We start from the raw sequence: 16,503 nt of genomic DNA, 5'->3' as shown, positions 1-16,503 counted from the left end.
AGTACGGAACCGATTCACTTGGTGCTTCAGAACCTTAGAGAATCGTTCTCTTTGGGCTAAGGCGAGGCAACGCCGTACTGGTTTAAAGTTAATCCACTATATCACCCGACAACCTTAACCCGACTTAGGTCGTCTGAAAAAAAGACCGAAACCGAGTACAATCCGCCACATGAAAAAACGCTCCAACCCTCTCCCACTTTTAAACGGCGTCAAACCCAGCTATTTGGTGCTGCCGCACGAAAAACCGTTTTACGGCCTGCCCCTGTTGCATTTCCTCTGCGTCCGCTTTTCCTTTGTCGGCGAGGACAACTGGCGCAGGCGTTTGAACAGCGGCTTCGTCGTCGATGCAGACGGCGTGCCGTTTGACGAACACACGCTGTTCGAGCCGGGCAAAACCATGTTTTATTACCGTGAAACCAGCAGCGATAGCGAACCCGTCATTCCGTTTGAAGAAAAAATCCTACACATCGACGACCATCTGATTGTCGTTGACAAACCGCATTTTCTGCCCGTTATCCCCAGCGGACGTTTTTTGCGCGAAACCCTGCTGACCCGCCTGCGCCTGCGGCCGGAATTGCAGCATTTGAACGTAGCAGACATTACGCCGGTTCACCGCTTGGACAAAGATACGGCGGGCGTGATGCTGCTGTCGCACAATCCTGCCACGCGCCGCGATTATCAAACGATGTTTCAGGAAAAAAGCGTCCGTAAAACCTATCACGCCGTCGCGCCGACGCGGACGGATTTGGTATATCCGTTGGACGTGGTTTCGCGCATGGTGCGCGGGGAACGGTTTTTCACGACGCAGGAAACCGAAGGCGAGCCGAACGCCCATACGACGGTCGAATTGCTTGAAAACCGCGGCGAATTCAGCCTCTACCGGCTGACGCCGCATACGGGGAAAAAACACCAGCTTCGGGTGCATATGATGCGTTTGGGCATGCCGCTGCTAAACGACGCGCTTTATCCCACCCCTTTGGCGGCGGGCGATGAAGATTATGAAAAACCTTTGAAACTACTGGCAAAACAGATTGAGTTTACCGACCCGATCAGCGGACAAAAACAGATATTTGAAAGCGGATTTAAGTTATAGTGGATTAACTTTAAACCACTATATAAAGACTTTGCCGTCGTCCTGTTCGCATCCAAAACAAAGGTCGTCTGAAAACCATTTTCAGACGACCTTTTCATCAATCCTGCCTATTTCGAACTGCTGCCGAACAAGCCTTTGAACCACAATACGATATCATCCCACATCCGTCTGAACCAGCTGCCTTCTTCAACGGAATGGAGGGCGACGACGTTTTTCTCGGTAATGACTTTGCCGTCTTTGACGATTTTGAGTTTGCCCAAGGTTTGACCTTTGCGTATCGGGGCGATAACGGGCTGGACGGTTTCTAAAATCGGTTTGATGTTTTGTCCGGCATCGTGGGGAATCGTGATGTACACGTCTTCGAGGAAGCCGACGTTCACCGATTTGCTGCTGCCTTTATAAACTTTGACCTTGGAAATGATTTCGCCGCCGTTGTAGAGCTTGGGCGTGTCGAATGCCTGCAATGCCCAGTTGAGCAATTTGCCGCTTTCGGACGCGCGGGCTTCGGTGGAATCGGTACCGACAACGATGGAAACGATGCGTCTGCCGTTGCGTTTGCTGGAAGCGGCAAGGTTGTAGCCTGCGCTTTCGGTGTGTCCCGTCTTCAGACCGTCCACATTGGAATCGCGGTAGAGCAGGAGGTTGCGGTTTGGCTGTTCGACATTGTTGTATTTGAAGGATTTAATCGAAAATACGGGATAGTATTTCGGATAATCGTGTATCAGCGCGGCGGAGAGGATGGCTAAATCGCCGACAGTGGAAACGTGGCCTTCGGCAGCCAATCCGGTCGGATTTTTAAAGTGGGTTTTGGTCATGCCCAAACGCTTGGCTTCGTCGTTCATTTGTTGGACGAACGCATCCACCGAGCCGCCTCCCATGGCTTCGGCAAGCGTGGTGGCAGCATCGTTGCCGGATTGGACAATCATGCCTTTAATCAAATCGCTGACGCTGGCGGGAACTTTGGGACTGAGGAACATCCGCGAGCCTTCGATTTTCCAGCCCGCATCGGACACGGTCAGCATTTGGTCGGCGCGCAATGTGCCGTTTTCCAAAGCTTTGAACGCAAGATAGGCGGTCATCATTTTGGTCAGCGAAGCGGGTTCGATTTGGGTGTCGATATTGCCGGAGGCAAGCACTTGATGGCTTTGCAAATCGGTAACGATGTAGGCGGCAGCGGCAATGGCAGGCGGCGCATCGGGGCTGTTGATGCTGGGCATCATGGCTTCGGGCTGGGATGCGGCGGCAGGTGCAGGCTCGGAAGCGGCAACAGCGGGGGCTGCGTTGTTTTTAGCCGCTTGCGGCGCGGCTTGCGCGGCGGCAATCATCATTGCCGCGATCAATACGGATAATGTTTTTTTCATCGGGATGTGGTGCGGAAACAGAAATAAAAACAACCGCGTCGTGCGGTTTGGCACAAAAGGCAGTCATTATACCGCCGCAACTTCGCTTTGCTAAGATTTTTCTTGATTTCAGACGACCTCGAGGGTATGGTTTTACCTTTCCGCCGTTTTGTTGGCAAAGTTTGACGCGGGCGGCGGACACTCCTTTTGAAAATAATCCTCCGGCACACAAAACCATGAACAACCGCCCCTCTTATTCCGATTACCTCATCCGCATCCTGACCGCCTCCGTTTACGACGTTGCCGTCGAAACGCCGCTCGAACCCGCAATCGGGCTGTCACGTCGTCTGAACAACAACGTCCTGCTCAAACGCGAAGACCTGCAACCCGTGTTTTCCTTCAAAATCCGCGGCGCGTACAACAAAATGGCGAAGCTGCCCAAAGAAGCACTCGCCTGCGGCGTCATCGCCGCCAGTGCGGGCAACCACGCACAAGGCGTCGCACTGTCGGCACAACGTTTAGGCTGCCGCGCCGTCATCGTCATGCCCGAAACCACGCCCAAAATCAAAATCGACGCCGTCAAAAGCCGCGGCGGAGAAGTCGTCCTCAAAGGCGTTTCCTACAACGATGCCTACGATTACGCGATGGAGTTGGCAGGAAAAGAAAAACTGACCTACATCGCCCCGTTTGACGACCCCGACGTGATTGCCGGACAAGGCACGGTCGGCATGGAAATCGTGCGCCAGCGTCCCGACGACATCCACGCCATCTTCGTCCCCATCGGCGGCGGCGGACTGGCGGCGGGCGTTGCCGCGTTCGTCAAACAAGTCCGCCCCAGCATCAAAGTCATCGGCGTGCAAACAAACGACTCCTGCTGCATGAAGCAATCCGTCGAAGCTGGAAAAGTCGTTAGCCTCAAAGACGTCGGCCTCTTCTCCGACGGTACCGCCGTCAAAGTCGTCGGCGAAGAAACCTTCCGCCTCTGCCGCGACCTCTTGGACGACATCATCACCGTCGATACTGACGCTATCTGCGGCGCCATCAAAGACATCTTCGACGACACCCGCAGCATCACCGAACCCGCAGGAGCGCTCGCCCTCGCCGGCCTGAAAACCTACGCCGCCCGCAACCGCATCCAAAACCAAACCCTCATCGCCGTAACCAGCGGCGCCAACATGAATTTCCACCGCCTGCGCCACGTTTCCGAACGCAGCGAATTGGGCGAAGGCAACGAAGGTATTTTCGCCGTTACCATCCCCGAAGAGCGCGGCAGCTTCCTCAAATTCGTCAACCTGCTCGGCAGCCGCAACATCACCGAGTTCAACTACCGATACGGCGACGACCAAAAAGCCCACATCTTCGTCGGCCTGCAAACCGCAGGTTCCCAAGACCTTGCCGTCATCAGCCGCCAATTGACCGAAGCCGGACTGCCCAATGTCGACCTGACCGACGACGAAATCTCCAAAATCCACATCCGCTACATGGTCGGCGGACGCACAACAAAAGTCGCCCACGAACGCTTGATCAGCTTCGAGTTCCCCGAGCGACCCGGCGCACTCGCCCGCTTCCTCAACCATATGCAGGGCGGCTGGAACATTACCCTCTTCCACTACCGCAACCACGGCGCCGACTACGGCCGCATCCTCGTCGGCATCGACGTCCCGTCCACCGACGATGAGGCATTTGAAAACTTCCTCGAAAGCCTCGGTTACAGCTATCAGGACGAAACCCAAAACGCCGCATACCGCCTGTTCCTTGCTTGATTGAAAGGGAAATATAATAAGGTCGTCTGAAAACTAGATATGGTTTTCAGACGACCTTAGCTTATAGGTAGAATAAAAAAATATTAGTTTATTGTTTTATAAAGATATTTATTTACTTAAATCTGCATATAACCCGCAAATAGAGCTTTAAACTATGCCAAGAGTCTCATGATTCTCGTTTTTTTATTAACTTAGGAGCTGATAGCTTATTATGATTAAATTTTCATATACACACGGCAAAACAAATATATCAATTGAAACATCAGTCTTTACCATTATGATGCTTATCAGTATGTTAAAAGAGTTATCTAATCACTTGTAAACTTAAATTAACTCCCTCCTGCGATGGAGGGATTTTCTATGATAGAAACAGCCTCCCTGCCGAATCCCGTATAATACCAACCACAAATTTTTACCGTTTCCCCAAAGGACAAATCATGAGCAATTACACCCGCACCTCGCGCGCTGCCGACAGCCTGCGCGACATCAAAATCACCCCGCACTTCCTGCCGCACGCCGACGGCTCGTGCCTGATCGAATGCGGCAACACCAAAGTTATCTGCACCGCTTCCATCGACGAAAATGTCCCGCCCTTCCTTCGCGGCAAGGGTCAGGGTTGGGTTACTGCCGAATACGGGATGCTGCCCGCTTCCACTGCCTCGCGTATGCGCCGTGAAGCCGCGGCAGGCAAACAGTCGGGGCGCACCCAAGAAATCCAGCGCTTGATCGGGCGTTCGCTACGCGCCGTCGTAGATATGGAAAAACTGGGCGAACGCCAAATCCTGATTGATTGCGACGTGATTCAGGCTGATGGCGGAACGCGCACCGCGTCTATTACCGGCGCATTCGTCGCCCTGCAAATTGCGGTCAACAAGCTGCTTTCAGACGACCTCATCAGCGAAAATCCCATCCGCGAAGCCGTTGCCGCCGTTTCCGCAGGCGTGGTGAACGGTGTGCCGCTTTTGGATTTGAATTACCCCGAAGACTCCGGCTGCGACAGCGACGTCAACATCGTTATGACCGCATCGGGCAAAATCATCGAAATCCAAGGCACGGCGGAAGGCGCGCCGTTCAGTTTGGACGAATTGGGCAAACTGATTGCGCTGGCGCAGAAAGGCATTGCCGAGTTGACGGCACACCAGCAAGCCGCCCTGTCCTCTTAAGCAAATTATATAATCTATTGAAATAAAAAATTATTCTTAAAAATCAACCTTATTAAAAGCAGATTCAAGGTAAAACCCGTCAAGGTTTAAACACCTTACGTGCATCTTTACCCCGAATCTGCTTTTTTTTTCATCTTAAATCAATTCATTGCTTGAAATTGAGTGTCGAAACAAGGGCAATCAGCATGCCCTGCCCAACCTGCTTTTTATCTCTGAAAATTTAAAAAAAGCCTGCTTATCCAATACGATATTTATGACAAAAGATTTCAAAATCCGCCCCAAGCTCTGACGAGCGGTTCTAAAACGAGATTATCGTTAGTTGTATAAATTCAAACACTTATTTAAAATATATGGTTCGCTTCGACTTGCCAAACCTATATTCGGGGCATCTGAATAATAAAAATTTCAAGGAACACTTATGCCGTTGCTGTCGATTGAATTCGCGGTATTTTTTATTGCTTTTTTGCCTATTTATTGGGCATTTGTCCGTATGCCGTCGGTGCAGAATGTTTTGCTTCTGCTGGCGGGGATGGGCTGGCTGTATCACTTGAATCCGATCTTTGCCGCCATAATTACCTGCTATTCGTCCTGCGTGCATTTGCTCGGCCTGTTGATGTCGTCTGAAAACGAAAACGTACGGAAATTCTGGCTGGGCTTCGGCGTAGCAACTGCTTTGGCAGTATTGTGTTTCTTCAAATATTTCGACTTTTTCCGCCCGTTTATCCGCCAATACACGGGGCAGAGCGAGATTGTCGATATCTTGATGCCTTTGGGGCTGTCTTATTACACATTTCAATCTTTGGCTTATTTGGTGTACTGCTGCCGTCATCCGATGGGCGACCGCTTTGCGTGGCATGAATTGCTGCTGCATTTGAGCTTTTTCCCGACGATTACTTCCGGACCGATTATCCGTGCCGCGGCATTTAAAAGCATAGACGGCGAACAGGCGGGGGCTTTGGAACAGATTCGGACTGCCGAACCGCGCGCATTGGTGCGCCCCGCTCTGGCGGTGTGCTTGATTTTGCTGGGCATTGCTAAAAAATGGTGGCTGGCAGGTGCGCTGGGAGACGGCTGGGTATCGCCCGTTTTTGAGAATCCTGCCCAGTTTGATGGCTGGGGCGTGTTGTCGGGGGTGTACGGCTATACTTTCCAGCTTTTCTTCGATTTTTCAGGCTATTCGGATTTGGTAATCGGGATGGCGATGCTGCTCGGTTTCCACCTGCCGAAAAACTTTGCGGCACCGCTGCGCGCGTTCAATATCCGCGACTTCTGGAACCGTTGGCACATCAGCCTTTCCACCTGGATACGCGACTATATTTATATTCCTTTGGGCGGCAGCAAACACGGCTTCGTCCTGACGCAGTTCAACTTGCTGCTGGCGATGGTATTGTCGGGCGTTTGGCATGGCTACGGCTGGAATTTCCTGCTTTGGGGCGCGCTGCACGGCGTGGCATTAATTTTGCTCAACTGCGGCTACAAAATATTCGGTCGGGACAGTTCACGTCGTCTGAAAATCTTGCGTCCGCTTGCCTGGTTTGTCACTTTCCATTTCGTCTGCTTCACTTTCGTCGTGTTCAACACCGGCAGCCTCGCCGATACGCAGATGGTATTTGATGCCTTATTCGCCAACGAAGCAGGTTGGGCAGCGCCGAAACAGACGGATATCCTGCTGCTTGCCGCGTTTGGCCTGATGATTTTGCTCTACCCGTATTTGCTTCGCCTGTTTGACGGCGCAGTAGCGACGTTGGAAAAAATGCCGATGTGGCTGTGGTTTATACCGCTGACGCTGGTGTTGGTGTTGATTATCGTATTGGCGCCGTCAGGCATCCCGGGCTTTATTTACGCCGATTTTTAAAAGGACAATCAGAATATGAAACGCTTTATTTCCCTGTTTGCCTCCCTTTTGGTTTGCGCCTTTGGCGCGGCGTGGTTCAGTCAAGATTCCATCAATGCCTATTGGCAGCAAACCTATCATCAGGCTTCGCCGTTGGAGCCTTTGTCCGAATACGAATGGTGGCGCACGGGCGCGAAGCTGCAACAAGATGCATACGCCTTTTCAGACGACCTCAAAGCACGTTTGGCAGGACAGCCTGTGATTGCCGAACCGGAACCTCAAATCGCTGAAAACGACGGGTCGTCTGAACAAAATGCGCAGCTTAATGCGTCCGAACCGCACGAAAAAAACCGTCCCGCCGACGGACGCCAACCTCAGACGGCACAAAACGGCAAACTACCCGAAGCACATCACCTCCCTATTACCCCGCCCGCCAATATCGTTCTCGGACAAGGCGACAAAGTCTTTTTTGCCGGCGACTCGATGATGCAGGGCGTTGCACCTTTTGTAGAAAGAAGCCTGAAAAAACAATACGGCATCCAGTCGGTGAACCTAAGCAAACAAAGCACCGGATTGTCCTATCCCAAGTTTTTCGACTGGCCGAACACCATCGAACAAACGCTGAAACAACAAACCGACATCCGCCTTCTGGTCGTTTTCCTCGGCCCCAACGATCCGTGGGACTTCCCGAAAGGCAAAAAATACCTGAAATTCGCCTCGCCCGAATGGTCGGAAGAATACCTCAGCCGCGTCAACCGCATCTTGGCCGCCGCCGAACAACACCACGTGCAAGTCATTTGGATGGGCATCCCTTATATGAAACAGGCAAAACTTAACAAGCAAATGCGATATCTCGACAAACTTTTAGCAGACGAGATCAGTCCAAAAGCCCTGTGGATACCGACCGACAAACTCCTCAGCAACGGCTCGGACACCTACGCCGACTCCGTCAACATCAATGGAAAAATCATCCGCTACCGCAGCAAAGACGGCATCCACTTCTCTGCTGAAGGGCAAAAACTGCTCGCGGATAAAATCATGGAAAAAATCGTTTTTCAGACGACCCCTGAAATGAACGGCGAAGAACACACGGAACAATTATCCGCACGTTAAGCCCGTATCGGCAGCAAAAGGACGGCGTTTTGTTTATCCAATGCCGTCTTTTTCGTTACAATAGCCTTCTGCCGCGTCAAAAGACGTCGTCTGAAACCACACACAGGAAACTCATGAACATCAAAACCCTGTCCGTATCCCTTACCGCATTGTGCCTGTCTGCCGCCGCCCCCGCCGCCGATATGCTGCTGGAAAACTACGGCAGCAGCCGTCCCGCCTGGCTCTCCAAGCTCAAAAAACTCGACCGCAGCTCGGACGGCAAATTCCGCATCCTCCAAATCGGCGATTCACACACCGCCGGCGACCTTTTCACCGAACAACTACGCCTGCGCCTCCAGCAAAAATGGGGCGACGGCGGCATAGGCTGGGTTTACCCCTCTACCGTCAAAGGACAACGCAGCGCAGCCGTCCGCTATGACGGTTCATGGCAAACCGTCAGCAGCCGCAGCGTTTCAGACGACTTCCCCTTAGGCGGCATCATCGCCAAAGCCAACGGCAGCAGCGTTACCATCAGCGCCAAAGACGGAAGCAGCGGCGAGAGGCAGATTTCCGTTTTCGCCAAACCCGTCCTGCCCGAACAAACCCTGTCGTTCAACGGACGCGAAGTCCCCGCCGGAAGCAGCGGCTGGCAAATCATCCGCAGCAACGGCCGCCTGCCCCTGACCCTCAGCAGCTCCATGCCTTGGGACATCGGCTACATCAATATCGAAAATCCCGGACGCGGCGTAACCGTTTCCGCACTCGGCATCAACGGCGCGCAACTGACCCACTGGTCCAAATGGCGTCCCTCTTGGCAGGATGACCTTGCCCAAACCCGCGCCGACCTCGTTATCATCGCCTACGGCACCAACGAAGCCTTCGCCCGCGATTTGGACATCACAGCCACCGAACAAAGCTGGCGCAGCTACATCCGCCAAATCAAACAAAGCCTGCCCGACGCAGGCATCCTGATTCTCGGCGCGCCCGAATCCCTAAAAAGCACCTCAGGAAGCTGCGGCACACGCCCCGCCACCTTAAGCAGCATCCAACAAATGCAGCAACGCATTGCCCGCGACGAAAAAATCATGTATTGGTCGTGGCAGAACGCGATGGGCGGCGAATGCAGCATGAAAAGCTGGATGAGCCAAGGCCTCGCCGCCAAAGACGGCGTCCACTTCTCAGGCAAAGGCTACCGCCAAGCCGCCGACCGCCTCGCCGACAGCTTGATACAAATGGCAGATTAAACAAAAGGTCGTCTGAAAATTTTCAGACGACCTTTTTTTGATGACGGCACTTTTCTATCTTTTCTTGAAGACGTTCAATCCTCCTCAACTGCTTATCGAACGGTTTCGCAGCGTTTCAGCCCGTTCCCGATAATCAGCATCGAATTTCCGTTTTCAGACGACCTTCGCTTACTCTTTGGCAAATTGCTGCGTAAAGCGGACAAATTCTTCTTTTTTCGCTTTTGCCTTGCCCGAGTCGATGGCTGCTTCGGCGGCTTTGACACCGTCCGCCAGCGAAGGCACGACATTGCCGGCATAAAGCGCGGCGGCGGCGTTGAGCAGGACGATGTCGCGTGCCGCGCCATGTTTGCCGCTCAACACTTCATCCATTTTTTCCAAAGACTCTTGCGCGTTGGCGACTTTGATTTCGTCCAAATCGCGGCGGATTTCAATGCCGAAATCTGCAGGGCTGATGTCGTATTCGCGGATTTCTCCGTCTTTCAGCTCGGCAACGCGGGTTTTGCCCGTCAGCGTGATTTCGTCCAAACCGCCTTCGCCGCACACGACCAAAACGTGTTTGGAACCAAGCTGTTTCAATACGCGCGACAGGATGCCGCACAAATCAATGTGGAACACGCCTAAGAGCTGGTTTGGCGCACCGGCAGGGTTAGTCAGCGGGCCTAAGATATTGAAAATACTTCTAAACCCGAGCGAGCGGCGCACGGGCGCGACGTGGCGCATCGCGCTGTGGTGGTTTTGGGCAAACATAAAGCCCAAGCCTGTTTGACGGATGCTTTCGGCGACTTGCTCCGGTGTAATGTTCAACACCGCGCCCATCTGCTCCATCACGTCTGCCGCGCCGCTGGACGAGGAAACGGAGCGCCCGCCGTGTTTGGCAACTTTCGCGCCTGCCGCCGCCGCGACAAACATCGAAGTCGTGGAAATATTGAAGGTTTTCGCACCGTCCCCGCCCGTACCGACAATATCGACGAGGTCGTCTGAATTTTCCAGCGGCACTTTGGCGGCAAAGTCGCGCATGACGGCGGCGGCGGCGGTGATTTCCGATACGGTTTCGACTTTAATCCGCAATCCGGTCAAGATGGCGGCGATTTGTTCGGGCGGCACCTGTCCGCTCATAATCTGGCGCATCAGGTCGGTCATTTCGTCGTAAAACAATTCGTTGTTGCTGATTAATCGTTCGATGGCTTGTTGCGGTGTAATCATGGTTCAATCCTTTTTACGGGTATTTTTACGTCAAACGTCGTCTGAAAGTTTTCAGACGACGTTTGGTTTAAGCAGCGGACGCTTGGAAGTCTTTAAATTCTTCCAAAAAGTTTTTCAACATATCGTGTCCGTGTTCGGTCAACAGGGCTTCGGGGTGGAACTGTACGCCCTCGACGGCGTATTCTTTGTGCCGCACGCCCATGATTTCCTGATCTTCCGTCCATGCGGTGACTTCCAAGCAATCGGGCAGCGTATCGCGGGCGATGACAAGGCTGTGATAACGCGTGCAGGTGACAGGATCGGGCAAATCTTTAAACATGCCTTTGTTCAAATGGAACACGGGCGAAACTTTGCCGTGCATCAGCGTTTTTGCCCGCACCACATCCCCGCCGAACGCTTCGCCTATCGTCTGATGCCCGAGGCACACGCCCATAATCGGCAGCTTGCCGGCGAAATGGCGCATGGCAGCGACGGAAATGCCCGCTTCTTTCGGCGAACAAGGACCCGGCCCGATAACGAGATATTGCGGTTTCAAAGCTTCGATTTCTTCAAGCGTAATATCGTCGTTGCGGCGGACGACGACTTCCTGACCGAGCTCGGCGAAATATTGGACGATGTTGTAGGTGAAACTGTCATAGTTATCAATGAACAAAAGCATGGGGGTACGGCCTTTTAGGGTTGTTTGACGGCGGCGATGTTTTCGGGCGAATTGATAAACGCCCACATCTGCTCTTCGGTTCGGAAAACGCCGTTACGGACAATATAATGCAGCGGATGCTTAATCAGCGCATCCGCTTTGCGGACAAAAACACGCATATTGCTGCTGTTTGCCGCCATTTCCAACACTTTGGCGGCAAAAGCGGGGCGGTGCAGCTTGTCGTGCATCAGCGGATGGCGGGCGATGTATTCGTTCAGAGGCTTGCCGCTGCTGTGGAAATCCGTGTGCAGCGGGTCGAGGAATACAATAAAAAAAGGCATCTTGCCCAAATAATCGTCTGCATCGTTCATAAGCGTTTCGGACGGAATATTTATATCGACATAATATCACAGTTAACCTCGATTCTTGATTCCAATCAGGTCGTCTGAAACATCGCTTGCCTCCTTCCGAAATATTCACTTAAAATCAGTCTTACATTCCAAAAAGAGATTTGCTTATGGGTTTCAAACTTACTCCGATTGATGTTGTTGATGACATCAGCCGCGAAGATTTTTATCAGAATTATCTCAAGCCGCGCCGTCCCGTCGTGATCAAAGGACTGACCCGCAACTGGCCTGCCCGTGACAAATGGTCGCTGGACTATATGAAAGAAACCGTCGGCGATATCGTCGTCCCCTTGTACGACAGCGCCAAAGCCGACCCTTCCGCGCCGATTAACGCCGCCAGTACGGAAATGCGCTTCAGCGATTATATCGATCTGATCAAACGCGAGCCGACGGATTTGCGGATTTTCTTATTTGACCCCATCAAACACGCTCCCGCCTTACTGAACGATTACGTTTTTCCCAAAGAGCTGATGGGCGGATTCTTAGACCGTTACCCTACCCTGTTTTTCGGCGGTGCAGGTTCGGAAACCTTCCTGCACTACGACATTGATATGGCGCACATCTTCCATACGCATTTCGGCAAGAAACACATCATCTTGTTCGATTACAAATGGAAAGAGCGCCTGTTCCGCATTCCTTTCGCCACTTACGCGCTGGAAGACTACCACGTCGACAACCCCGATACGGAACGTTTCCCCGAGCTTGAAGGCATCGAAGGTATCGAATGCTTCTTGGAATACGGCGATACCTTGTTCATGCCGACCGGCTGGTGGCATTGGATGAAATACCTTGACGGCTCATTCTCCATCTCCCTGCGCGCATGGGATGAAAGCTGGGCGGTTAAGGCGCATAGTTTGTGGAACCTGACTGTACAGCGCAAGTTCGACGACTTCATGAAAGCCCGCTTTAAAGCACGCTACATGAATTGGAAAGAACAGCTTGCCTGCAAACGCGCCCGCCGCGCATGGGAACGCGGACTACCTCGTTAAAACACGCTTAAAGGTCGTCTGAAAACAGTATTTCAGACGACCTTTATCCGCAAATTGCCCCGTATCCAGCGCAAAACTTGAAGCAATGGATGGCATTGCTTACTCAATACCGACACGGCGCGTAAGGCAAAAATGCAACAAATGCGAAATACAAAGCGCATATTTTTTTAAAACGTCGGCGATAGCTGAAACCAATCTGTCAAAGCAGGCGGACTGACCTTGCTCCTGCCTGCTTTGCCCCATTTTTTAACCGGAGTGCATCATGCAAACACCTCTAAAATTCTTCACCGCCCTTGTTTTAACGGCATCGGCATTCTCCGCATCCGCTCACGGCATGCATAAACATAAACCGCTGACCTTTGAAGAGCTGCCCAAAATCTGCCAACAATACTTCACGCGCGCGGAGAATTGTTACAAAAAGGCAGGCGCCAAATCCGATTTTCAGCGCAACAATACAAAATTCCTGTTTCAATCCCTGCCTGCCGCCGATTTAACGCAACGTGAAACCATGTGCAAAATTGCTATGGATTCTTTCGCCGAAAAAACGCGCTCGCTTCATTGCGAATAAGATTTTTGCCCATAAGATATAGCAAAGGTCGTCTGAAAACTTTCAGACGACCTTTTTTTTCAGACGACCTTAAAAGAAGTAATTCGCCAGCAGCAAACCGAATACCAAGCTAAACGCCATGCTCAAGAGGCCGGGAATCATAAAGCTGTGGTTGAAAATAAATTTGCCGATTTTGGTCGAACCCGTGCTGTCAAAATCAATCGCTGCGATAATCGGACCGTAGTTCGGGATGAAGAAGTAGCCGTTCACCGCGACAAACGTGCCGATGATAATCGGAGCGGGAATGCCCAGCGAAATACCGATGGGGAACAGCGTTGCAACGGTCGCCCCTTGGCTGTTAACCAAGACGGACAAAACGAACAGGGCAAACGCGAAAGTCCACGGCGCAGTTTCGACCAAATGCGATACGGTTTCTTTGACTTCGGCCAGATGACCGTGCATCAATGTGTCGCCCAGCCATGCTACGCCGAATACGGCGATAACGGCGCGCATCCCCGCATGGAACACCGAGCCTTTGGTAATCGCGTTACCATTCGGTTTGCAAAGCAGGATAATCAGCGCGGCAGCGGAAAGCATGACGATTTCGATGGTGTGCGCCATGCCCATCAGTTTCGGGCCTTCTTCCGTTTGGAAAGTCGGGCGCAACTCCGGTACGGCACCCATGACCACCACCAGCAATGCGGCGGCAAGGAAAATCCCGACCGAAAGTTTCGCCTCTTTGCTGACAGGCGCATTGGATACTTCAGTCGAATCTTTTTCGTTGGCTTCTACATATTCCGGGTCTTTCAGCAACGCCTGATAATGCGGGTCATCTTTCAACTCTTTGCCGAGCTTGTTGACGAATATGCAGGCAAGGCCGATACCGAAAACAGTTGAAGGAACAGTCACTTTCAGCACATCAGCCATCGTGATGTGTTGCGGTTCAAGGTAGGTCACGCAGGCGACGACCGCGGCCGCAATCGGGCTGGCAACAATGGCGAATTGCGACGCGATGACCGCCATCGTCAGCGGACGGGAAGGACGGATGCCGTTGCGGCGGCTGACTTCAGCAATGACGGGCAATACCGAATAAGCGACGTGTCCCGTGCCTGCCAGTACGGTAAACAGATAAGTCACCATAGGCGCGATGAAAGTGATGTATTTCGGATTGCGGTGTAAAACGCGGGTAGCGATTTTAATCATGTAGTCCAAGCCGCCGCTTGCCTGCATCGATGCGGCAGCGGAAACGACCGCCATAATCATCAGCATCACGTCAATCGGCGGACTGGTCGGCTCAAGATGGAAACCGAAGGCCAAAACTGCCAGCCCGATACCGCCGAGCACACCCAAGCCGATACCACCGACCTGCGCGCCGATTAAGATACACACCAGTACGATGGCGAACTGGATAAAAAACATTGTGGACATGAACACTCCATTGTTTGTAAAAAAATCTTGAAGAGGAAACGGATTAAAGCGGATATCGGCGGAAGCTGCTGTTGCATTACATCTGATATCCATATTTCTGTTTTTATTTTAAATACCAACACTTTATCCGATTAAATCGGGCGTGATTATAGAGTAAGCACTCGTTATTAACAATGTTTTACTGAAATTAAGACATCAAAGGTCGTCTGAAAACACCGAAATTCATTTTTTCAGACGACCTTTTTCAGGAAATTTGTTCAACGCAAAAATGTTTAGCGCGGTTTGCAGACAAGGCTTTATGTTCATACAAAAATCTATTTGATTTCTCTTAAACCGCCTTTCAATGAAATATCCTGCAATGCTCAATTCCCTATCCCAAGCTGCAACATCCCGATATAAATTTTCATTTTCTTGCATCCGGCCTTATCGAAATCAGCCGAAACATCCCCATAATACTGCCGTTATACCACTTCATATTTGAAAGAAAGCGATGACTGCTATCCTGATTATCCTCGGTCTGATTGCCATAGCGGTCGGCATTTTTGGCACGATTTACCCCGCCTTGCCGGGATTGGGCTTGATGTTTGTCGGCGCATGGCTGTTGGGCTACGCCGGCGACTATCAGGTTTTCGGTTCCGGCACACTCATTTTCCTTGCCGTTGTCGCCATTTTCGGCACGGCAATGGATTATGTCGCGGGCGCGTTGGGGGCAAAATATACGGGGGCAAGTAAAACCGCTGTCTGGGGAGCGTTTATCGGCGGCATTGTGGGCGCATTCTTCGCCATCCCCGGCCTGCTGTTAGGCCCTCTGATTGGTGCAGCCAGCGGCGAATTCATCGCCCGCAAAGACAGTTGGCAGGCTGGCAAAGTCGGCATCGGTACGTTTATCGGCTTTATCATCGGTACGGTTGCCAAAATCGGCTGCGCGCTGACCATTATGCTGACTGTCCTATCCGTATGGTTGGCTTCGTTTTTCTAAGCCATCTCTTCAAAACCAAAGGTCGTCTGAATTTTCAGACGACCTTTGGTTTTTGAACGCTTATTTGTTACAGCAGGCTTTGTATTTCTTACCGCTGCCGCAAGGGCAAGGGTCGTTGCGTCCGGTTTTGTCGCCTTCGCGGCGTACCGTTTGCGGTTTGTTGATGATTGCCTGCCAATACCAATAAATATCCAGCAACACATGCGGCAGCTCGGATTCGAGCTGGGCGAGTTCTTTTTCGGTCAGGTGCAGGATGATTTCGCCGTTTCGTTCTTCATCGTAAATCCCGCCCAAAGCCATAATCGGATAGAACAAATCTTCAAACTCTTCCTGATCAACCGCCTCAAACCAATCGGTCGGAACGATATCCAAAGCATAGAGATAAGCGTTACACCAAGTATAAATATCGGGATTGGAGGCAGCATCTTCGTATAACCACAAATCGGGCAGCATTTTTTTACTGAGTTTGATACGCAAATCCGCCGCCAAACCGATGACCAAACGCTCGATTTCGGTGCGCTCTTTGGCATCAAATAAGGATTCGTCGCCCAAAACTTCAGGCAGCCAGTCATTCGGGTTCAGCGCATCGGGACCGCTCAACAAAGCCATCATAAACGCCTGCACCTCATCGCAGCGCATGGTGTTGTGGTGTTCCGATTTGGCATCGAGCAGCTCCATCAGGCGTACGCGCGACGCTTCGTCAAATGCTTGCAATTGCATGGTTATTCCTTAATTTTAAATGGTATGTTTATAGTGGATTAACTTTAAACCAGTACGGCGTTGC

16 protein-coding genes are annotated in these 16,503 nt (G+C 51.9%); 9 read left to right on the top strand and 7 right to left on the bottom strand.

What is annotated here, in order from left to right; genetic code table 11:
• Positions 1–169 precede the first annotated feature (169 nt).
• Positions 170–1,093, top strand: a complete 924-nt coding sequence (locus HMPREF1051_RS08540; RefSeq protein WP_003767173.1) for a pseudouridine synthase — start codon at positions 170–172, stop codon at positions 1,091–1,093.
• A 107-nt stretch (positions 1,094–1,200) separates the two neighbouring features.
• On the opposite strand, the gene HMPREF1051_RS08535 is transcribed toward HMPREF1051_RS08540, so the two are convergent.
• Complete coding sequence (locus HMPREF1051_RS08535) at positions 1,201–2,454, bottom strand: D-alanyl-D-alanine carboxypeptidase family protein (protein WP_036492615.1); 1,254 nt, start codon at positions 2,452–2,454, stop codon at positions 1,201–1,203.
• Positions 2,455–2,669: 215 nt separating this feature from the next.
• Here HMPREF1051_RS08535 and ilvA point away from each other — a divergent pair, with 215 nt between their 5' ends.
• From ilvA to HMPREF1051_RS08510, 5 genes are all read left to right on the top strand, one after another.
• Positions 2,670–4,196, top strand: a complete 1,527-nt coding sequence (ilvA, locus tag HMPREF1051_RS08530; protein ID WP_036492607.1) for a threonine ammonia-lyase, biosynthetic — start codon at positions 2,670–2,672, stop codon at positions 4,194–4,196.
• 437 nt (positions 4,197–4,633) lie between these two features.
• Positions 4,634–5,359: a ribonuclease PH gene (gene rph, locus HMPREF1051_RS08525; RefSeq protein ID WP_003767155.1), complete on the top strand. Its 726-nt coding sequence runs from the start codon at positions 4,634–4,636 to the stop codon at positions 5,357–5,359.
• Between the two features lie 418 nt (positions 5,360–5,777).
• Positions 5,778–7,214: an MBOAT family O-acyltransferase gene (locus tag HMPREF1051_RS08520; protein WP_003767177.1), complete on the top strand. Its 1,437-nt coding sequence runs from the start codon at positions 5,778–5,780 to the stop codon at positions 7,212–7,214.
• Between the two features lie 15 nt (positions 7,215–7,229).
• Positions 7,230–8,306 (top strand): peptidoglycan O-acetyltransferase PatB, encoded by a 1,077-nt coding sequence (gene patB / locus HMPREF1051_RS08515; RefSeq protein WP_003767163.1) that lies wholly within the window; start codon positions 7,230–7,232, stop codon positions 8,304–8,306.
• A 113-nt stretch (positions 8,307–8,419) separates the two neighbouring features.
• Positions 8,420–9,529, top strand: a complete 1,110-nt coding sequence (locus HMPREF1051_RS08510; RefSeq protein ID WP_003767175.1) for an SGNH/GDSL hydrolase family protein — start codon at positions 8,420–8,422, stop codon at positions 9,527–9,529.
• 168 nt (positions 9,530–9,697) lie between these two features.
• Here the strand turns inward: HMPREF1051_RS08510 and trpD are convergent, their stop codons facing one another.
• From trpD to HMPREF1051_RS08495, 3 genes are all read right to left on the bottom strand, one after another.
• Entirely contained in the window at positions 9,698–10,732 is a 1,035-nt protein-coding gene (gene trpD / locus HMPREF1051_RS08505; RefSeq protein WP_003767159.1) for an anthranilate phosphoribosyltransferase, read from the bottom strand.
• 67 nt (positions 10,733–10,799) lie between these two features.
• Positions 10,800–11,390 carry an aminodeoxychorismate/anthranilate synthase component II gene (locus HMPREF1051_RS08500; RefSeq protein ID WP_003767156.1) on the bottom strand — a complete coding sequence of 197 codons (591 nt, stop codon included), beginning with the start codon at positions 11,388–11,390 and terminating at the stop codon, positions 10,800–10,802.
• 14 nt (positions 11,391–11,404) lie between these two features.
• The gene (locus tag HMPREF1051_RS08495; RefSeq protein WP_003767144.1) at positions 11,405–11,740 is read right to left on the bottom strand and encodes a hypothetical protein; all 336 of its coding nucleotides are present in this window, start codon (positions 11,738–11,740) and stop codon (positions 11,405–11,407) included.
• 146 nt (positions 11,741–11,886) lie between these two features.
• On the opposite strand from HMPREF1051_RS08495, the gene HMPREF1051_RS08490 reads away from it, so the two are divergent.
• Together HMPREF1051_RS08490 and HMPREF1051_RS08485 are read left to right on the top strand one after the other, a co-directional pair.
• Positions 11,887–12,765 carry a cupin-like domain-containing protein gene (locus HMPREF1051_RS08490; RefSeq protein WP_003767148.1) on the top strand — a complete coding sequence of 293 codons (879 nt, stop codon included), beginning with the start codon at positions 11,887–11,889 and terminating at the stop codon, positions 12,763–12,765.
• Positions 12,766–13,027: 262 nt separating this feature from the next.
• Entirely contained in the window at positions 13,028–13,333 is a 306-nt protein-coding gene (locus HMPREF1051_RS08485; RefSeq protein WP_003767167.1) for a hypothetical protein, read from the top strand.
• Between the two features lie 69 nt (positions 13,334–13,402).
• On the opposite strand, the gene HMPREF1051_RS08480 is transcribed toward HMPREF1051_RS08485, so the two are convergent.
• Together HMPREF1051_RS08480 and HMPREF1051_RS08475 are read right to left on the bottom strand one after the other, a co-directional pair.
• A complete protein-coding gene (locus HMPREF1051_RS08480) occupies positions 13,403–14,731 on the bottom strand; it encodes an anaerobic C4-dicarboxylate transporter family protein (protein WP_036492610.1) in 1,329 nt (442 codons plus the stop codon).
• A 231-nt stretch (positions 14,732–14,962) separates the two neighbouring features.
• Complete coding sequence (locus HMPREF1051_RS08475; protein ID WP_003767161.1) at positions 14,963–15,157, bottom strand: hypothetical protein; 195 nt, start codon at positions 15,155–15,157, stop codon at positions 14,963–14,965.
• A gap of 73 nt (positions 15,158–15,230) precedes the next feature.
• Between HMPREF1051_RS08475 and HMPREF1051_RS08470 the strand changes: the two genes are divergently transcribed.
• Positions 15,231–15,719: a DUF456 domain-containing protein gene (locus HMPREF1051_RS08470; protein ID WP_003767142.1), complete on the top strand. Its 489-nt coding sequence runs from the start codon at positions 15,231–15,233 to the stop codon at positions 15,717–15,719.
• A 60-nt stretch (positions 15,720–15,779) separates the two neighbouring features.
• On the opposite strand, the gene HMPREF1051_RS08465 is transcribed toward HMPREF1051_RS08470, so the two are convergent.
• Positions 15,780–16,439: a YecA family protein gene (locus tag HMPREF1051_RS08465; RefSeq protein ID WP_003767165.1), complete on the bottom strand. Its 660-nt coding sequence runs from the start codon at positions 16,437–16,439 to the stop codon at positions 15,780–15,782.
• Positions 16,440–16,503: the final 64 nt, after the last annotated feature.

The sequence above is a fragment of the Neisseria sicca VK64 genome, assembly GCF_000260655.1.
Lineage (GTDB): Bacteria > Pseudomonadota > Gammaproteobacteria > Burkholderiales > Neisseriaceae > Neisseria > Neisseria sicca_B.
Note: the sequence above shows the minus strand (reverse complement) of the source record. Positions and strands in the feature narration are given on the sequence as shown.